Genomic DNA, 16,282 nt, shown 5'->3' on the forward strand with positions numbered 1-16,282 from the left:
TCGGATATTGCTGCTCCTAAAGGGTGACATTCAACGTGAGGCCTAGACCCAGCGGGGAGGTTCCACTCCGTGCTGGCGAGAAACGCCACGCCTCCGTTCTTGCCTGAAACGCCGGAATTTATTGAAGGCATCAATCCATCTCGCCAGCACCGAAGGCTTCTCGCCATAACGTAGCGAATTTGCATTTCCTCGCCGCCGAGCATCTGGAGACGGTGGGGGGAACCGCCCGTGTGCGGCTGGCCGACGGCTCGATCGTCAAGGGCGTGAAGGCGCCTCACAAGCTCGAACGCGGCCAGAAGGCCAGACTAATGGTACGGCCGGAAGCATTCCGCCTAAGGCCTGCCGAGGGGAACGCATCACTTACTGTCGAGATCCTCGATACAGCATTCTTCGGCGACCGCCGGCGCGTCGTAGCCCGCACCGGGTCGGGCGACGAGATCGATGCCAGGCCAACTTCAGATACCGCAGAAGCGAGCAGCGTCGATGCGGGTTACGGTCGCCAGATATTCTTCGATCCCACAGCGGCATTTCTGTTTCCGGCCTAGACTAAGAAGGACCATGTCCCGGCGAAGCGGGACGCCGGCAATTGCGACCGGTCGCGCCTCGCTGCGAGGCAAATAAGGCTCGCAGTGGCCCGAAGTCTGCCTACGGAAGTCACCCATTCAAAGTGGACAAACCGCAGCCGGTCCATTTCGGTCACTCACTAGTACCAGTATATTCGATTTGCCGTCAGCGCCGATACGATTGGCGATGACCGACCGGCACTGCCGGCGCCCACGACGATATAATCAAAGCTGTCAGATGGCATCTTTGCCATCAGGTCCTTCCGAATTATAGTCTCTGAGCGCAGCTGGAGCGGATCGATAAACTCAGTCAGGCGGTACAATAACGGCGCCGGGCAGCGGAACGACGACCACAGGTCCATCTGTGGGAAATTCGTTCGACGAGCCCGGATTGTTGCGAAGATGGACCTGGGACCCCGGTTATTCAAAGCAAAATCGGTGCCGCTCCGTGAGCTCCTTTGAAGTCGCTTCCAGCTCATTATCACGCCGCCCGGCGTTCCACGCCAGCGCGGCCGCTGCGGTGTCGGCAATCTGTTCAAGGTTGCCGCGGCTGAGCCGGCCCGTGATCGCCAGTGCGGTGCGCCGCATTACGATGTCGGCCAGATGGACGACATTTTCGTTGCGCGCCAACCAATCGATTTCCGCCAGCGTGTACTCCAACGCGTCGGCAAGCGGCTCCGCCTGTCGTTCCGCTTCGTGCGCCAGAATGAGGAGGGCCGTCGTGCCATAGCGGTCAAGCAGTGCTTCGGCGCGGGCCGGCGATGCACCTGTCTCAGCCGTGGCAGCGGAGATCCAGCGGGCATGCGCAGCCACATCGGTCGGAAAATCGCGGCCGCCGCCGATGGCAAGGCTTTGCGTGCTCACCCGCCGTGGTTGACCAAGCCTGGACAGCAACATGTCCGTCACCTCCTCGGCAAAACCGCGGAAGGTCGTCCATTTGCCGCCCACCAGTGAGACGAGCGGCCAGTTCCGGTTGCCCTCGATTTCCATGACGGGTGCCGAGTGGTCGCGGCTGATCAGGCCCGGCGCGGTGCCGTCCGACGCCGGCAGCGGACGGATACCAGAATAGGCATAGACGATCTGCTCGCGGCCGAAGGCAAGACCGGGCAGGAGCTCGCGCAGGCTCGCCAGGAAATAGTCGATCTCGTCATCCTCGCAGCGCACCGTCTCGGGGTCGGCGGCGCGGATGTCGGTCGAGCCGACCAGCGCCCGGCCGAGATAGTCGAACACCAGGCATATGCGGCCGTCATTAGCTTCGAAGTAGATCATGCGGCCGCCAAGCGCTCGCAGCAGGTCGGGATGGTCGAGCACGATGTGCGAGCCCTTGGTGCCGCCGATCAGCCGTGACGGCGCGCCGAGCGCCGTGTTGACATGGTCGATCCATGGCCCGGCCGCGTTGACGACGATGCGCGGCCGGAAGCCGAGCTCGCCGCCGTCGGGCAGGGCGAAGCACACGACGCTGCCGTCGCTGCCCAGCAATTGCACATAGTTCAAGGCCTCGGAGTCAGGGCTGGCCCTGACGCCGTCTTGAAGAAGCTCGAGCACCAGCCGCTCGGGATGACGGACGGTGGCGTCGTAGTAGGTGCCGGCCGCCACGATGCCCGGCGTCAGCGGTGGTATCTCGCTCAGCGCCCGCGCTTTCGACCACATGCTGTGCCTGGGCATGACGCGGCGGCGGGCGCCGTAGAAGTCATACATGGCAAGGCCGATTTTGATCAGCAGAGCGCCGCGGCCACGCGGTGCGGTCGTGCTGCCGAAAAGGGTGCGCAGCGCCGCGCCGATGCCCGTCAGCCAGGAAAAGATCGGGATGACGGTCGGCAGCGGCCGCACCGCGTGCGGGGCATTGCGCAGCAAAAGGTTGCGCTCCAGCGTTGATTGCGCGACGAGGCCCAACTCGCCCGTTTCGAGATATTTGATGCCGCCATGGATCAGCCGCGACGGCGCGGCGCTGGTGCCGGAACCGAAATCCGCCTTGTCGACGATCGCGACTCGCAGGCCCTGCTCACACAGGTCGCGAAAAAGGCCGGCGCCGTTGATGCCGGCGCCGATGATGAGGACATCGACATCGCGTGTCGTCCCGGTCATTGCACCGGCACGACCTTGAGATTGACCCCGGCCGCCTTCAGGCTGCCGGCAACCTCGTCGGGAAGGCCGTCGTCGCTGAGCACGAGATCGAAGTCGGTGAGGTCCGCAAAGAGATGCAGCGCCACCTTGCCGAACTTGGAGGAATCGACGAGCAATAAGCTGCGCGAGGCCGCTGCCGCCATCGCCTGTTTCACGCGCACCACCTGAGGGTCCTGGATCAGCGTCGCGGTCTTGTCGATCGCCGAAGCGGAGCAGATCAGCAGATTGACCCTGATCTTCTGCAGTGCATTCTCGCAGATGTGACCGATGAAGGCGTTGTAGGTTGGATGGTATTCGCCGCCGAGCAGGATCAGCTTCAGCTCGTCCTTGCCCACCAATTGCTCCGCCAGCGACAGGCTGTTGGTGACGACGGTCAGCGGCGCGGTCTGCGGCAGGAGCGGGCCGAGCGCATTGGCGGTGGTCGAATCGTCGAGCAGCACGACCTGCCCCGGCTCGATCTCGGCCAGAGCCGCGCGGGCAAGCGCCCGCTTCGCCGCCGCCGCGTGCGTCTCGCGGAAACGGAAGAGGCTTTCGTAGACCCCGGATGGCTGCGCGCTGACCGCGCCATGCAACTTGCGCAGCACACCTTGGCGCGCCAGTTCGTCGACGTGGCGATGGATGGTCATGCGCGAGACGCCGAAGGCCGTCACCAGCTCGTCGATGCGCGCCTCGCCATGCTGAATGACATAATCGGCAATGTCCTGCCGGCGGTTGTCCGCGTTCATCGCTCTCCCCCTTCCGCCAGCGCTTCGATCGATGGCCAGGCCTCGGCGAGGCGGTCGGCGATGTCGCAGTGCAGCCGGTAGCGCTTGTCCATGGCGGCGCTGCGCTGTGGGGAGGGCCGGTAGCTGCGGCCAAGCGCTGCGAGGTCGCGCGGGTCGTGCCGCGGCGACGCGAACAGGCCGACGCCGGCGCCGGCGCACAGCGCAGCGCCCCAGGCGGCGGCTTCTTCCGTCTCGGTCACCGTGAGCTGCATGCCGAGCACATCGGCGAAGACCTGCGCGAAGGCGGGATTGCGGGAAGTGCCGCCGGTCAGCCGCGCCTCGCGCGGCGCAAAACCTTCGCGCAGCGCATCGACATGGACGCGATGGTTGAAGCCTATGCCTTCGATCACCGCGCGCAGCATGTCGCCGCGGTCATGCCAGCCGCGCAGCCCGAGGAAGCCGGCGCTGGCGGCCGGGCCATGTGGCGAACCGAACAGGTAGGGATGGAAGAGCAGCGTCGATGGCCGCGCCAATGCCGCCTCGATTTCAGGGCCGACGATGGCGTGGATCGAGCGCCCGTCGGCTTCCGCCGCCGCCCGCTCGGAACCGCACAGCGTGTCGAGGAACCAGTCGTAGTTTGCCGCCGATGCCGGCGAGATCGACATGTTGTTCCATTCGCCGGGCTTCAAGCCGTTGCGGCAGAACCAGCGGGCGTCGATGCGCGGCGCAGCCGAGACCGTCTCGTTGATCGAATAGGTGCCAGCGACGATGGCGACCACGCCTTCGCCATAGCCGCCGATGCCGAGCGCCGAGGCGGTCACGTCGTGCAGGCCGGCCACCACCGGCGTGCCGGCAAGCAGGCCCGTGGATCGGGCCGCCTGCACCGTCACGGCGCCGACGACCTCGTCCGGCCGTGCTGCCTGCGGCAGCGCATCGCCGAGCGCTTCGAGACCGAAGATCGGGAGGATGTCCGGCGCGTAGGCCTGGCTGTCGACCGCGGTGAACGAAGTGCTCGCCTCGGTGAGGTCGGTGCCGAGGCTGTCCGTCAGGCAGAAGCGCAGCCAGTCCTTGCAGGCAAGGACATGGCCGATGCTGGCAAAACGCTCCGGCTCGCGGTCGCGTATCCAGGCCAGCAGCGAAGAGGGCGCCGAGGCATGCGGCGTCTGACCGGTCCGCGAGAGAGCTTTCCCGCCCGTGCCATCTGTCTTCCACCGGGCCGCAACGTCCCCGGCCCGGCTGTCCAGCGACAGGATGCCGTATCCGAGCGGCCGGCGGTCGCGATCCAGCACGTAGAGTCCGTCGCCATGCGCGGTGGCGGCGACGGCGGCGATGTCCGAGGGTGGACGGCCGCAGCCAGAGACCGCTTCCGCGATCGCTTCGGCGGCGGCGCGCCACAGCTCGTCCATGTCGCGCTCGACATGACGCGGTTCGGAGATGATCTGCGGCAAGCGGCGGCGGGCCACGGCCAGCGGCGTGCCTGCCTCGTCGAAAACCACCGCCTTGGTGACGGTCAGGCCGCTATCGATTCCCAGCAGACAGGGCATGCGTTCCTCGTCATGCACATCGCGTGCATCTCCTGAGGTTATCGCATAGCATCATGTTAAGTTAACATCAATGGATGTTACAATCAGCTGCCTGTAACATCTTCTTGTCGCACGGCGGCGACGACGACCGTCATTCCGCCAGCCTTCATCTCCTCGACCTGCCGTGGCGGGGTTCCGTCGTCGACGACGATGACGTCGAACTCGTTCAGCGCGCACATGGCATGCAGCGCCCGGCGCTCGAACTTGGTGTGATCGGCAAGCAGGATGCGCATGGCGGCGCTGTCGAACATGGCGCGCTTGGTCTCGACCATTTCCGGTGACTGGTGGAACACCATGCCGTCGGTGATGGCCGACATCGACATGAAGACGCGGTCGGCCCGCAGCCGCCGGATCTCCGTGGTCGTGACCGGCCCCATGAAGGCGTTGCACCAGTGGTAGAACTGCCCGCCAAGCCCGAGCAGCGTCAGGTCGCGCGTGTCCTTGAGCTCATTCATCAGGGTGATGGAATTGGTGATCGCCGTCAGCGGCACGCGCGCGGCAAGATGCGGCACGAGCTGCAGGACGGTGGTGGAATCGTCGAAGAAGACGGCCTGTCCGGGTTCCAGGAAGGCCGCCGCCGCCTGCGCGATCGCTCGCTTCTCGGCTCCCTGGCGCGAGGAACGGTAGACGTCGCTCGATTCGATGAGACTGGTCGGGGCGGCCGAGACGATGCCGCGCGTCTTGCGCAGCAATCCCTTTTCGACCAGTTCGTCGAGGTCGCGATGCGCGGTCATCAGGCTGATGCCGAAACGCTCGGTGAGATCCTCGATGCGCATCGTGCCCTCGGCCATGACGGCCTCGGCAATCATCCGGCGGCGCGCCAGCTGGCGCGCGTGGCGGCTGTCGGCGGGCACCTGATCCCCGGCAAGGGTCTTCAACGCCTGCTCGGGCCGAATCTCGCGATCTGTCATCCAAGCCTCTCCTGCCGATGCCATTCGCATATCTGGCGCCGATGGCAAGCGGGCACCTTGGGGGCAGGTAGGGTTTTGCGCATCGAATGTCTTTGCGCGGCAGGAAAAGGGGCGCGCAACGTTTGCGCGCCCCGATCCGGCGGTTCACTGGGAGAGCGTGAACGGCCCGGTGTATTTGTCGACATTGTCCTTGGTGATCAGGGCGCAATCGAAGAGCTGCTTCTCGGAGGCAGCGCCCGTCGAGCCGGTCTTGATGAACTTGTCGGCCTGCTTCACGGCTTCGGCCGAGAAGACCGCGACAGGCTGCAGCACCGTGTACTGCATTTCGCCGGCCTTGACGGCGGCGACCGCGTCCGGCGAGCCGTCGAAGCCGCCGACCTTCACCTGGGAGAGCTTGCCGGCTTCCTTCAGCGCCGCGATGGCGCCGAGGGCCATCTCGTCATTGCCGGAAATGACGCCCACGATGTCGGGATGGGCCTGCAGCAGCGATTGCATTTTCTGGTAGCCCTGGGTGCGGTCCCAGTTGGCCACTTCCTTGCCGACCTTCTTGAGGTCCGGATACTGGGTGAGCACGGTCTCGTAGCCGTTCGAGCGCGTCGCCGCGTTGTTGTCGGCCGGGTTGCCGAACAGCTCGACATAGTTGCCCTTGTCGCCGATCGCCTCGACCCACTGCTGCGCGCCGATCGCGGCGCCCTGGGCGTTGTTGGAGACGAGCTGCGCCTTGGCGAGACCGTCCTGGTTGATCTCGGCGTTGACCAGGAACACCGGGATGTTGGCGGCGATCGCCTTCTTGACCGCGCCGATCGAACCGTCGGCATTGGCCGGGTCGAGAATGATCGCCACCGACTTGTTGGTGATGGCGGTGTCGATCATTGTGCTTTCGGTGTTGGTGTCGCCCTTGTGGGCGCTGACATTGGCGGTGTAGCCGAGGCTCTCGGCCGTGGCCTTGGCGACCTGGCCCTCCGTGAGCCAATACGGATTGGCCGGATCGGTCACGATGATGCTGATCAGGCCCGCCGCCCAGGCATGGTTTGCCATCAACGGCAGCGTGGCGGCGGCGACCAACAGTATCCTTCTGGCTTTATCGATCATTTCTCTCACTCCCTTGTTATAGATTGCGGTTGCGGATTGCGGCTTGCCGATTGTCTCGGCCTTCTTTCCGGTCGATCTCCTTGCGTCCGGAGAAGCTTTCGGCGAGGCGCGGCGTCACTGTCGGATGCCGCGGGCCCCGTATTGGATGGTATTCATGAGCACGGCGAGGACGATGACGGCGCCGGTGAAGACGGTCTGCCAGTAGGAAGACACGCCGATAATGACCAAGCCGTCCGACAGGAAGCCGATGACGAAAGCACCGAGCATGGTGCCGCGCACCGTGCCGCGCCCGCCGGTCAACGCGGCACCGCCGATGACGACCGCCGCGATCGCGGTCAGCTCGTAGGTGGTGCCGGCGGTCGGACCGGCCGACGTCAGCTGCGAGGACAGCACCAGGCCGGCGATAGCGGACAGAATACCGGAGAGCGTATAGACCGTGATCTTGACCCGCTTGACCGGCACGCCTGACAGGTCGGCCGCGTTCTCGTTGCCGCCCGCGGCATAGAGCCAACGGCCGAAGGAGGAGCGACTGAGCATCAGCCCGGTCAGCACCGCAAGGGTCGCCAGGACCAGCACGCTGATCGGTACACCGAAGAGCCGGTTGAAGCCCAGCCAGTCGAAGCCGGTGTTGCCGAGCTCCGGCCGGCCGGCAAGATTGTTGTAGGTGAGGCCGTTGGTCATCAGCAGCGCGATGCCGCGCGCCATGTACATGACGCCGAGCGTGGTGACGAAGGCGGGCACCTTGAACCAGGCGATGAGGATGCCGTTGAGCGCGCCGAGCGCGGCGCCGAGCGCGCAGGTCAACACGACCACGGCCCATACCGGCGGAAACAGGATGACGCCGAGCGGTTTCAACTCCACGCCTTGCATGAGCGCGCCCGCGACGACGCCGCACAGCGCCAGAATCGAGCCGACCGAGAGGTCGATGCCGCCACTGAGGATGACCAGCAGCATGCCGATCGCCAGGATGCCGTAAATGGCCACGTGCGAGGACATGATCAGCAGATTGGAGACGGTGAGGTAGTTCGGCGACAGAAACGAAAAGACGACGACGATGGCAATCAGCGCGAAGAAGGCGCGGCCCTTCAGCAAGAGCTTGATCGGGTTGCTTGTTCCCTTGACGGGCGAGACCTGGGAAGACATGCGGTTGGCGCTGGTTTGCGTCATTGTTCGTTTCCGTGTTCCGCTCAGGCCGCCACGGCCTCGCCCGAGGCGGCCATGATCTTTTCCTTGGTGATGTCCGAAGTGAACTCGGCCGAGATCCGGCCGCGCCGCATGATGATGATGCGGTGGGCGATCGACAGGCACTCGTTGACTTCCGATGTCGTGAAGACGACAGCCTGCCCGGCCGCCGCGTGATGAGCCAGAATCCGGAACACCTCGGCCTTGGCGCCGATGTCGATGCCGCGGCTAGGTTCATCCAGCAGGATGACCTTGGGATCGGTGGCGAGCATTTTGCCGATCACCACCTTCTGCTGGTTGCCGCCGGACAGCGACCCGATCGGCACGTCCGGTCCGTCGGTCTTGACCGTCACGTCCCTGATCGATTTCTGGACCAGCGCCCGTTCGAGCTTGATCGAGGTGAAGACGCCGCGCGTGAATTCCATGATCGAGGCGAGCGAAAGATTCTGCCCGACCGACATCGTTTGGACGAGCCCGTAGCGCTGGCGATCCTCGGGCACGAGCGCAAGGCCGCGGGCGATGCGCTCGCCGATGGGGAGGTGGGATATCTCCTTGCCCTCGAGCACGATCTCGCCGGACGTCGCGCTCAGCTTGCCGGCGACGGTTTCGAGCAGTTCCGTCCTGCCGGCCCCCATCAGGCCATAGATGCAGATGATCTCACCGGCCCTGACGTCGAGCGACATGCGGTCGACGACATTGTAGCCGCCGCCGGCCGGATCCGGCACGGTCAGGTCGCGGACCGAGAGCATGACCGGACCGAAATCATGGCCGGCAGGCGGACTGCCCAGATCATAGTTCTCGCCGACCATGTTGCGCACGATCCATTCAAGATCGATATCGGCGCGTGGCGCGTAGGCGGTCATGCTGCCGTCCCGCAGCACCACCGCATGATCGGTGATCTGTAGGGCCTCCTCCAGATGGTGCGAAATGTAGACGATCGACACGCCTTTGGCCGTAAGGTCGCGGATCACGCTGAAAAGGACCTCGACTTCGGTGGCGGAAAGCGCCGAGGTCGGCTCGTCCATGATGAGGATCCGGCTGTCGACCGAAAGCGCCCGTGCGATCTCGACGATCTGCTGTTGTCCCAGCCGCAGTTCCTCGACAGCGATGAGCGGATCGATGTCCTCCTCGAGCTCCTGCAGCAGTCTACGGACCTGGCGTTCCTCCTCGGCGTAGTTGACGCCGGTCGGGCCGGTGATCTCGCGCCCCATGAAGATGTTGTCGCGAACCGACAGATTGGGCGCGAGGCTGAGCTCCTGATGAATGATCGAGATGCCGTGGTTGCGCGCGTCGGTGGAGGAGGAAAACACGATGGGCTGACCGTCGAGAACGATCTCGCCGGATGTCGGCTGCACCACCCCGGAGAGGATTTTCATCAGGGTCGACTTGCCGGCGCCGTTCTCCCCGAACAGCGTCGTCACCTGGCCGCGGTGAATGTCGAAATTGACGCCCTTCAGCGCCCTCACGCCGTTGTAGGACTTGGCGATGTTGCGCGCCGCCAGAACCACTTCGTCGGCCTGCCGGGAGGTCGCAGCGCTGCTCATTTGACGGTGACCTTGACCGGGGTGATCAGCCAGTTCTTCGGGTTGATGAGGCGGAAGACGCCGAAGATCTCCAGCGTCTTGCCGGACAGGCTGGCGGTGTCGATAGCGTCGAGGGTCGCCTTCTTCATGGCGCGGTTGATGCCCGAGCCGGCGTCCTGGAATTCGATCTGGTTCTTGAACTTGCCGAAGACGATGTCGCCTGTCGCATCGCGCAGATCGGTGCCGTTGATGGCCGGGCCGGCCTGCACCCGAACATGGATGTCGGCCGGCAAACCGTCGGCCTTGAGCTCGTAAACGCCGGATTTCGCTTCGCCCGCGACCGCCGTCAACCTGACAGGGATGATCGCGCCGGTCGACGAGGCGGTTCCGTACTGTTTGGCGGCGGCGTTCTTGTCGGCCATCACCGCCGGTCCGAAGGTTGCGGCGTTGACGGCGTGCTCGACGACGAAGGCCTGGATGCGCGGGAACTCCTTTTCGCCGAAACGGTCGGGCGAAAACGCCTCCTGGCTGACGTCGGCGGACGATCCGATCTGGACCACCTTCGTGTCGAGCGCGATCGCGGCAAGGACCACGACGCCGAGGCCGACGGCGACAATCAGACTGCGGCGCGGCGCAGCCGGTGCCTTCGGCGTCGGGGTCGACATGGCGTTCATGGTTCAGAGCCTCGCCGGCGATGGAACGAGGCGGGCAGGGGCTGCTGCGGTAAGCGTTGCGAATGCACGACGCATGTCTGCAGCCGGACGGGGACACGGCATAGTCGGGTCGCTTGCTTGCATCGATTTTCTCCCACCCTTGGCCGACGATGCAGCGTTCTCCTCCCGCCGCATCCACGCCCATCTGTCAATTATGTTATGTTAATGTTATCTTCTGCGTCAAGTATGTTAGATCAGAATTTCCTTTTTGGTCCGGATTTTTGTTCGTTGGAAGGGGCTCTCGGCCAAGCGATTTACAGGACCGCATCTCCCGGAGCAGCCACTTATAGTCGATTGCCGCTATCCCGGATCGTTGAGATCATCCATCTCGCAGATACGGCACGGCAATGCTGCAGGAGCGAATCTATTGGCATTAAGCGTTTGATTTCAGAAGAGATTATGCTCGGCACACGGTGCTGTGGCGCAAGCTGAAAACGTGCCTGAAGCATCCGGCTGCCTGTTTGCCCGCTCTCTCGTCCGTCTGCCGAAGACGACGGAGAGCAGACGTTGGGGTTCCTCCTGACTGATAACAGCGTATCTGAAAAAATTTTCGATGTCTGCAAAAAAAATCATGTATTGTGTTATTTCCATGATAACTTAGAATGGACTGTGTAAGGCGCCGTTACGGAGGAGCGTGCAACGGCGTATTTTCGCCGCCGCCTCTTCGCGGTGGAACTTCAGGCGGGAAAATCAGGAGGAGACGGACATTGCCCTGTTGCCGATTCAGGCATGGTCGCATCGGATGCGGAGAGACCCGTGGCCGGCGCTGACGTTATCATAGGTATCGATTCCGGCACGTCGATCATCAAGGCGGTCGCCTTTGAGCTGAATGGCCGCCAGATCGCTTCCGCTTCGGTTCCGAACCGATACGCGTCCGGCGCCGACGGTTCGGCGACGCAGTCGCTCGCCCAGACCTGGCGCGACTGCGTGGCTGCGCTCCAAGGGCTCGGCGACAAGGTTGAAAACCTGGCGGCGCGCACCGCGGCGCTCGCGGTGACCGCACAGGGCGACGGCACCTGGCTCGTGGGTCGGCAAGATAAGCCTGTCGCCGACGCATGGCTGTGGCTCGATGCCCGCGCGGCGCCGACCGTCGAGCGCCTGACCGCCGGCCCGCTTGGCCGCGCCCGTTTCGAGGCGACGGGAACCGGGCTCAACACCTGCCAGCAGGGCAGTCAGATGGCCCATATGGACCGCCATGCGCCCGAGCTTCTCGACCAGGCCGAAGTGGCGCTGCACTGCAAGGACTGGCTCTACCTGAACCTGACCGGCGTGCGCGCCACCGATCCGTCGGAAGCAAGCTTCACCTTCGGCAATTTCCGCACCCGCCGCTATGACGACACGGTCATCGAGGCGCTCGGCCTTTCCGGCCGGCGCAAGCTCTTGCCCGAGATCGTCGACGGCACGATGGTAACCCATCCGCTTACCGCCGCGGCGGCGGCCGAGACGGGTCTGAAAGCCGGCACGCCCATCAGCCTCGGCTATGTCGACATGGTCATGACCGCGCTCGGCGCCGGGGTCTGCGGTGGCGAGGGGGATGTCGCCTGCTCGATCGTCGGCTCGACCGGCGTGCACATGCGGGCCATGCCGACGGGCTCCGTGCACCTCAACAAGGAGAGCTCGGGCTACGTCATCACCTTGCCGGTTCCCGATCTGGTGACGCAGGTCCAGACCAACATGGCGACCACGCTCAACATCGACTGGGTTCTCGGTCTCGCCGCGGATGTGCTGAAGGAATTCGGGCACGAGGCCGGTCACCGCGATCTGGTCGCCCGCATCGATCGTTGGCTCGGCGACAGTCCGCCCGGCCAGATCGTCTATCATCCCTATATCTCGGAGGCCGGCGAGCGCGGGCCGTTCGTCAACGCCAACGCCCGCGCCGGTTTCGTCGGCCTGTCGGTAAACCACCGCTACCCGAGCCTCGTGCGTGCCGTCATCGAGGGGCTAGGGCTCGCCATGCGCGACTGCTACGCGGCGATGGGCGACCTGCCGTCGGAGCTGCGGCTGTCGGGCGGCGCGGCCCGCTCGCAGGGATTGCGCGGCATCCTGTCGGCGGCGGTTCACGCGCCGGTGCGCGTCTCTTCGCGCGAGGAGGCGGGTGCTGCCGGCTGTGCGATGATGGCGGCGGTCGCCATCGGCGCCTATCGCGACATGGGCGCCTGCATCGCCGACTGGGTCACGCCGCTGCTCGGACCCGTCGAGGCGCCCGATCCGGCGCTGATCGGCGTCTATGACGGCCTTTTCCCGGCATTTATCGCTGCGCGCCATGTGCTAGGGCCGGCCTGGGAAGCGCTGGCAACCCAGCGCCGCAACACGGCCGTCGCCTCCGCCGAGACGCCTGAAGGAGCATAGGATGGGGCTTGAGCCCAAAACGGTCGACCTCTTCGTCATCGGCGGCGGCATCAACGGAGCCGGCATCGCCCGGGACGCGGCAGGTCGCGGGCTGTCGGTCGTGCTGTGCGAAAAGGACGACCTTGCCGAGGGCACGTCCTCGCGCTCCGGCAAGCTGGTGCATGGCGGCCTGCGCTATCTCGAATATTACGAGTTCCGGCTGGTGCGCGAGGCGTTGATCGAGCGCGAGGTCCTGCTCAAGGCAGCGCCCCATATCATTTGGCCGATGCGCTTCGTGCTGCCGCACAGTCCGCAGGACCGTCCCGCCTGGCTGGTGCGGCTCGGCCTGTTCCTCTACGACCATCTGGGCGGCCGAAAGCGACTGCCAGGCACGCGCACGCTCGACCTCGAGCGCGATCCGGAAGGAACGCCGTTGCTCGACCAGTATACGCGCGGCTTCGAATATTCCGACTGCTGGGTGGATGATGCGCGGCTGGTGGTGCTCAACGCGCTTGGCGCAGCCGAACGCGGGGCCGAGGTGCTCACCCGCTCGCCTGCCGTCTCCGCTCGCCGCGAGAATGGCGCCTGGACGGTGACGACGAGAAACGCGATGACCGGAGAAACGCGCCTCTTCCGGGCCCGCTGTCTCGTCAATGCCGCCGGTCCGTGGGTTTCGGATGTCATTGGCCGTGTCGCGGGATCGAACTCGTCGCGCAACGTGCGCCTGGTCAAGGGCAGCCACATCATCGTGCCGAAGTTCTGGCAGGGCGCGAATGCCTATCTGGTGCAGAACCACGACAAGCGCGTCATCTTCATCAACCCATATGAAGGGGACATGGCGCTGATCGGAACCACCGACATCGCCTATGGCGGCCGCGCCGAGGACGTCAGGGCCGACGAGGCCGAGATCGACTACCTGCTTGCGGCGGTGAACCGCTACTTCAAGGAGAAGCTGCGGCCCCAGGACGTGCTCTACTCCTTCTCCGGCGTGCGGCCGCTGTTCGACGACGGCAAGGGCAACCCGTCCGCGGTGACGCGCGACTATATCTTCGACCTCGACGAGACCGGCGGCGCGCCGCTGCTCAACGTCTTCGGCGGCAAGATCACCACTTTCCGCGAATTGGCCGAGCGCGGCATGCACCGGCTGAAGCATGTTTTCCCGCGGATGGGCGAGGACTGGACCGAGACCGCGCCGCTGCCCGGCGGCGAAATCCCCAATGCCGACTACGAGACCTTCGCCAACGGCTTGCGCGAAGCCTATCCGTGGATGCCGCGCGATCTCGTCCATCACTACGGCCGGCTCTACGGCGCGCGCACCAGGGACCTCGTCAAGGACGCGACCTGCCTCAATGGCCTTGGCCGGCATCACGGCGGCCTGCTCTACGAGGCTGAGGTGCGCTATCTCGTCGCCAGGGAATGGGCGCGCACGCCTGACGACATCCTGCTTCGGCGCACCAAGCACCACCTGCATCTCAGCGAGGCGGAACGGGATGCCTTCGCCATGTGGTTCGACGCCGAGCGCCTCGCCGAGGCTGCGTGATGGCGCTGACGCTTTCCCTGAACACCAATCCGCTGGTCAACCGTTTCGCCGATCCGGACGACCTGGTCGAGACCGTCGCGCGCGACCTCAGGCTGCGCGACCTGCAACTGACGCATGAGTTCATCAATCCGAGCTGGCCGGCGCCGGTGATCCGGCGCGTGGCCCGGCGCATGATCGCGGCCCTGCGGCGCACCGGCGTGCGCGTCACGAGCGGCATGACCGGCCCCTATGGCCGGCTCAACCATTTCGGCCATCCCGACGGCGATGTGCGCCGCTACTATGTCGACTGGTTCAAGACCTTCGCCGACATCACCGCCGACCTCGGCGGCGTCTCCATCGGCACCCAGTTCGCCATCTTCACCTACAAGGATTATGACGATCCGGTCCGGCGCGAGGACCTGATCCGGATCGCCGTCGACTGCTGGGCTGAGGTGGCCGAACACGCCAAGGAAGCCGGGTTGCGTTACGTTTTCTGGGAGCCAATGAGCATCGGGCGCGAGTTCGGCCACACGATCGCCGAATGCGTGAAGCTGCAGGACAGGCTGACCAAAGCCGAAATGGCGTTGCCGATGTGGATGATGGCCGACATCGACCATGGCGACGTGAGCAGCGCCAATCCGGATGACTACGATCCCTATGCCTGGGCCCGCGCGGTGCCGAGGCTGTCGCCGATCATCCACATCAAGCAAAGCCTCATGGACAAGGGCGGGCATCGCCCCTTCACCGCGGCGTTCAATGCCAGGGGCCGCATTCATCCCGAGCCGCTGCTGAAGGCCTTCGCCGAAGGCGGCGCCGTCGACAACGAGATCTGCCTTGAGCTGAGTTTCAAGGAACGGGAGCCGGACGATCGGCAGGCCATCCCGCAGATCGCCGAGAGCATAGCCTTCTGGGCTCCCCATATCGACACGGGCGTGCAAAGCCTGAATATCTGACCGGCTGAGAATGACCCAAACCCGCGATCAAGGACCGCAGATGCCGAAACGCCCAGCTCGACTGGACCCTGAAGGGTCGCTCGCGATCCGTGCCGCCTGGCTGCACTACGCCGGCGGCCTTACTCAGGCCGAGGTGGCGAAGCGACTCGGGCTGCCCTCGGTCAAGGCGCATCGGCTGATCGCTCGGGCTGTGGCGGACGGCGCGGTCAAAGTCTCGATCGATGGCGAGGTCGTCGAATGCGCATTGCTGGAGAACCAGCTCTGCGATCGCTTCGGGCTGGAGTTTTGCGAGGTCGCGCCGGATCTGGGCGAGGATGGCCTGCCATTGCGGGCGCTGGGACTGGCGGGCGCCGGTTTCCTGCGTCGCGAGATGGAGCGCGCCGAGGACAGGGTCATAGGTATCGGCCATGGCCGCACGCTTGCCGCCGCGGTGCATCAGTTGCCGCGCTTCGAGGCGGCGGGCGTGCGCTTCGTCTCGCTGCTCGGCGGCCTGACGCGCAACTATGCGGCCAATCCGCACGACGTCATGCATCGACTGGCCGAAAAGACCGGCGCGCAGGCCTACGTCATGCCGGTGCCGTTTTTTGCCAATTCCGCGGACGACCGCGAAGTGCTCCTGGCGCAGCGCGGCGTGCGGGAAATCTTCGAGATGTCGAACCGGGCGACGCTGAAGTTCGTCGGCATCGGCACGGCGGATGCGGGCGCCCAGCTCGTGGCGACGGGCATGATCGAGCCGCGCGAGATTGCCGAGATCACTGCCGTCGGCGGCGTCGGCGAAATGCTCGGGCACTTTTTCGATGCGCGCGGCCGGGTGCTGGAAACGACCCTGACCGCCCGCACGCTCGCCGTCGACCTGGACGGGCCGGCGGATAGCCGCATCATCGCGATCGCCGGCGGTCCGACAAAGGTCGAGGCGGTCCGCGCGGTGCTCAAAAGCGCGCGGTTGAAAGGTCTCATCACCGACGAGTCGACAGCCAGGGCTCTCGTGAGCGAAACGGAATGACCAGTGCATGACTGAGATGCCCCACGTCTGGATCGGCACGAGCTGGAAGATGAACAAGACGCTTGGCGAGGCGCGTGCCTTCGC

General features: G+C 65.1%; 13 protein-coding genes. 5 read left to right on the forward strand and 8 right to left on the reverse strand.

The window, feature by feature from the left end; translation table 11 throughout:
* Window positions 1–179 precede the first annotated feature (179 nt).
* Entirely contained in the window at window positions 180–545 is a 366-nt protein-coding gene (locus CK230_RS14535) for a TOBE domain-containing protein (RefSeq protein WP_245429913.1), read from the forward strand.
* Between the two features lie 438 nt (window positions 546–983).
* Here the strand turns inward: CK230_RS14535 and CK230_RS14545 are convergent, their stop codons facing one another.
* From CK230_RS14545 to CK230_RS14580, 8 genes are all read right to left on the reverse strand, one after another.
* Window positions 984–2,648 (reverse strand): glycerol-3-phosphate dehydrogenase/oxidase, encoded by a 1,665-nt coding sequence (locus CK230_RS14545; protein WP_095817835.1) that lies wholly within the window; start codon window positions 2,646–2,648, stop codon window positions 984–986.
* Window positions 2,645–3,412, reverse strand: a complete 768-nt coding sequence (locus tag CK230_RS14550; protein WP_095817836.1) for a DeoR/GlpR family DNA-binding transcription regulator — start codon at window positions 3,410–3,412, stop codon at window positions 2,645–2,647. Before CK230_RS14550 ends, CK230_RS14545 begins: the two co-directional genes overlap by 4 nt.
* On the reverse strand, window positions 3,409–4,935 hold the full coding sequence (locus CK230_RS14555) for an FGGY-family carbohydrate kinase (protein ID WP_095817892.1): 1,527 nt from the start codon (window positions 4,933–4,935) through the stop codon (window positions 3,409–3,411). Before CK230_RS14555 ends, CK230_RS14550 begins: the two co-directional genes overlap by 4 nt.
* An 83-nt stretch (window positions 4,936–5,018) precedes the next feature.
* Window positions 5,019–5,885, reverse strand: a complete 867-nt coding sequence (locus CK230_RS14560; RefSeq protein WP_095817837.1) for a DeoR/GlpR family DNA-binding transcription regulator — start codon at window positions 5,883–5,885, stop codon at window positions 5,019–5,021.
* 144 nt (window positions 5,886–6,029) lie between these two features.
* The gene (locus CK230_RS14565) at window positions 6,030–6,977 is read right to left on the reverse strand and encodes a D-ribose ABC transporter substrate-binding protein (protein WP_095817838.1); all 948 of its coding nucleotides are present in this window, start codon (window positions 6,975–6,977) and stop codon (window positions 6,030–6,032) included.
* 114 nt (window positions 6,978–7,091) lie between these two features.
* Window positions 7,092–8,144 carry an ABC transporter permease gene (locus CK230_RS14570; protein ID WP_095817839.1) on the reverse strand — a complete coding sequence of 351 codons (1,053 nt, stop codon included), beginning with the start codon at window positions 8,142–8,144 and terminating at the stop codon, window positions 7,092–7,094.
* Between the two features lie 20 nt (window positions 8,145–8,164).
* On the reverse strand, window positions 8,165–9,703 hold the full coding sequence (locus tag CK230_RS14575; RefSeq protein ID WP_095817840.1) for a sugar ABC transporter ATP-binding protein: 1,539 nt from the start codon (window positions 9,701–9,703) through the stop codon (window positions 8,165–8,167).
* Window positions 9,700–10,356: a DUF2291 domain-containing protein gene (locus CK230_RS14580; protein WP_095817841.1), complete on the reverse strand. Its 657-nt coding sequence runs from the start codon at window positions 10,354–10,356 to the stop codon at window positions 9,700–9,702. Before CK230_RS14580 ends, CK230_RS14575 begins: the two co-directional genes overlap by 4 nt.
* Before the next feature lie 795 nt (window positions 10,357–11,151).
* Between CK230_RS14580 and CK230_RS14585 the strand changes: the two genes are divergently transcribed.
* From CK230_RS14585 to CK230_RS14600, 4 genes are read left to right on the forward strand one after another with little or no spacing between them, the layout of a single operon-like run.
* The gene (locus CK230_RS14585; protein ID WP_245429914.1) at window positions 11,152–12,744 is read left to right on the forward strand and encodes an FGGY-family carbohydrate kinase; all 1,593 of its coding nucleotides are present in this window, start codon (window positions 11,152–11,154) and stop codon (window positions 12,742–12,744) included.
* A gap of 1 nt (window position 12,745) precedes the next feature.
* The gene (locus CK230_RS14590) at window positions 12,746–14,263 is read left to right on the forward strand and encodes a glycerol-3-phosphate dehydrogenase (protein ID WP_095817843.1); all 1,518 of its coding nucleotides are present in this window, start codon (window positions 12,746–12,748) and stop codon (window positions 14,261–14,263) included.
* Complete coding sequence (locus CK230_RS14595; protein WP_095817844.1) at window positions 14,263–15,195, forward strand: TIM barrel protein; 933 nt, start codon at window positions 14,263–14,265, stop codon at window positions 15,193–15,195. Before CK230_RS14590 ends, CK230_RS14595 begins: the two co-directional genes overlap by 1 nt.
* Window positions 15,196–15,235: 40 nt before the next feature.
* A complete protein-coding gene (locus tag CK230_RS14600) occupies window positions 15,236–16,198 on the forward strand; it encodes a sugar-binding transcriptional regulator (protein ID WP_095817845.1) in 963 nt (320 codons plus the stop codon).
* The last annotated feature ends 84 nt before the right edge of the window (window positions 16,199–16,282 follow it).

Source organism: Mesorhizobium sp. WSM3859 (assembly GCF_002295065.1).
Taxonomy (GTDB): Bacteria; Pseudomonadota; Alphaproteobacteria; order Rhizobiales; family Rhizobiaceae; genus Mesorhizobium.